At 47.5% G+C, this 1561-nt stretch carries 4 protein-coding genes; all 4 read left to right on the top strand.

The genetic code is table 11. The annotated features are described in order from the left end of the window. The first annotated feature begins 47 nt into the window (after nt 1-47). Nucleotides 48-311 carry a 30S ribosomal protein S17 gene (gene rpsQ / locus AC1DWB_RS34875; RefSeq protein ID WP_477545652.1) on the top strand — a complete coding sequence of 88 codons (264 nt, stop codon included), beginning with the start codon at nt 48-50 and terminating at the stop codon, nt 309-311. 39 nt (nt 312-350) lie between these two features. Further along, nucleotides 351-719, top strand: coding sequence for a 50S ribosomal protein L14 (gene rplN / locus AC1DWB_RS34870; RefSeq protein WP_477545651.1), 369 nt, complete (start codon nt 351-353; stop codon nt 717-719). 107 nt (nt 720-826) lie between these two features. After that, nucleotides 827-1180 (top strand): 50S ribosomal protein L24, encoded by a 354-nt coding sequence (gene rplX, locus AC1DWB_RS34865; protein WP_477545650.1) that lies wholly within the window; start codon nt 827-829, stop codon nt 1178-1180. 31 nt (nt 1181-1211) lie between these two features. Continuing rightward, nucleotides 1212-1561, top strand: a 350-nt coding sequence (rplE, locus tag AC1DWB_RS34860; protein WP_477545649.1) for a 50S ribosomal protein L5, incomplete at its 3' end; no start/stop codon positions are given.

Here is a 1561-nt window from a genome sequence, read left to right as displayed (position 1 = left end):
AAAGAGAACTCGGGATCAGCTAAAGAACCTAGAGAGGAGGGCACGCTATGGAACAGCGCAATGAACGCAGAGTTCAGGTCGGCAAAGTCGTAAGCGACAAAATGGAAAAAACCATCGTTGTAGCTGTAGAGACTTACAAGAAGCATGACCTGTACCATAAGCGCATCAAATATACGAAGAAATTCAAAGCACACGATGAGAACAACGATGCACAGATTGGTGATGTCGTGAAGATTATGGAAACCCGCCCCATTTCCAAAGACAAGCGTTGGAGACTGGTAGAGGTTGTCGAAAAAGCTGTCATCATCTAACTGCTGAGCGGCACAACATTTGAAAGGAGGGCACTTTAAATGATTCAACCATTTACAAGACTGCTATCTGCCGACAATTCCGGCGCTAAACAACTGATGTGTATTCGCGTACTTGGCGGTACAGGACGTCGTGTAGGTCATATTGGCGACTTGATTATATGCTCCGTGAAAGAAGCAACACCTGGTGGCGTTGTCAAGAAAGGTGATGTAGTTAAAGCCGTTATCGTACGGACTAAACGCTCCACCCGCCGTAAGGACGGTTCTTACATCCGTTTCGACGAGAATGCAGCGGTTATCGTAAAAGACGACAAGAGCCCGCGCGGAACACGTATTTTTGGTCCAGTGGCCCGTGAGCTTCGCGATAAGGATTTCATGAAGATCGTTTCGCTCGCACCAGAAGTAATCTAATCCAATCTTTACGATCCGGTCTTAACCGGGGTCCCCGAAAAGGTTTCGGATTAAGCTTCGAAGCTTAGCGTCACTTTTTGGGGTTGAACAGGGAGGTGTAACGGAGAATGCCTAGAACGAAGAAAAGACTTGAGTCGCATAACCATAAGCTTCATGTGAAAAAAGAAGATACAGTTATGGTGATTACGGGAAAGGACAAAGGGAAGAAAGGCCGCATCATTGCAGCTTACCCTCGTCAAAACCGCGTGTTGGTGGAAGGTGTTAACTTGGTGAAGAAGCACCAGAAGCCTACCCAACAAAATCCGCAAGGCGGAATCTTGGATCAAGAAGCGCCAATTCACGTTTCCAACGTGATGCTGCTGGATCCTAAGAGCGGCAAACCGACCCGTGTTGGCTATAAAGTACTTGAGAACGGCAATAAAGTTCGCGTCGCCAAAAAATCCGGCGAAGTGATCGATTAATTGAACCGAACGGAAAGGAGGTCTATGTAAGATGGCAGTAAGAATGAAAGATCGTTTCTTGAACGAAGTTACTCCTGCCCTGATGCAGAAGTTTAACTATACATCGGTCATGCAAGTGCCGAAGATCGAGAAAGTTGTTATCAACATGGGTGTAGGTGACGCGGTAGGTAACTCCAAGACCATCGACGCAGCTGTGCAAGACATGCAGATCATCGCAGGTCAAAAGCCGGTTGTCACTCGTGCCAAGAAGTCCATCGCAGGCTTCAAGCTTCGTGAGAATATGCCGATCGGCGTTAAGGTAACTCTTCGCGGCGAACGCATGTATTACTTCCTGGATAAGCTGTTCAACGTAGCCTTGCCTCGTGTACGTGACTTCCGTGG

This window comes from Paenibacillus sp. P4_E11, from assembly GCF_056401635.1.
Note: the sequence above shows the minus strand (reverse complement) of the source record. Positions and strands in the feature narration are given on the sequence as shown.

Bases quoted from the DNA above. Each gene is read 5' to 3' on its own strand.
- rplX (WP_477545650.1), top strand. From the start codon at position 827: ATGCCTAGAACGAAGAAAAGACTTGAGTCGCATAACCATAAGCTTCAT.
- rpsQ (WP_477545652.1), top strand. From the start codon at position 48: ATGGAACAGCGCAATGAACGCAGAGTTCAGGTCGGCAAAGTCGTAAGC.
- rplN (WP_477545651.1), top strand. From the start codon at position 351: ATGATTCAACCATTTACAAGACTGCTATCTGCCGACAATTCCGGCGCT.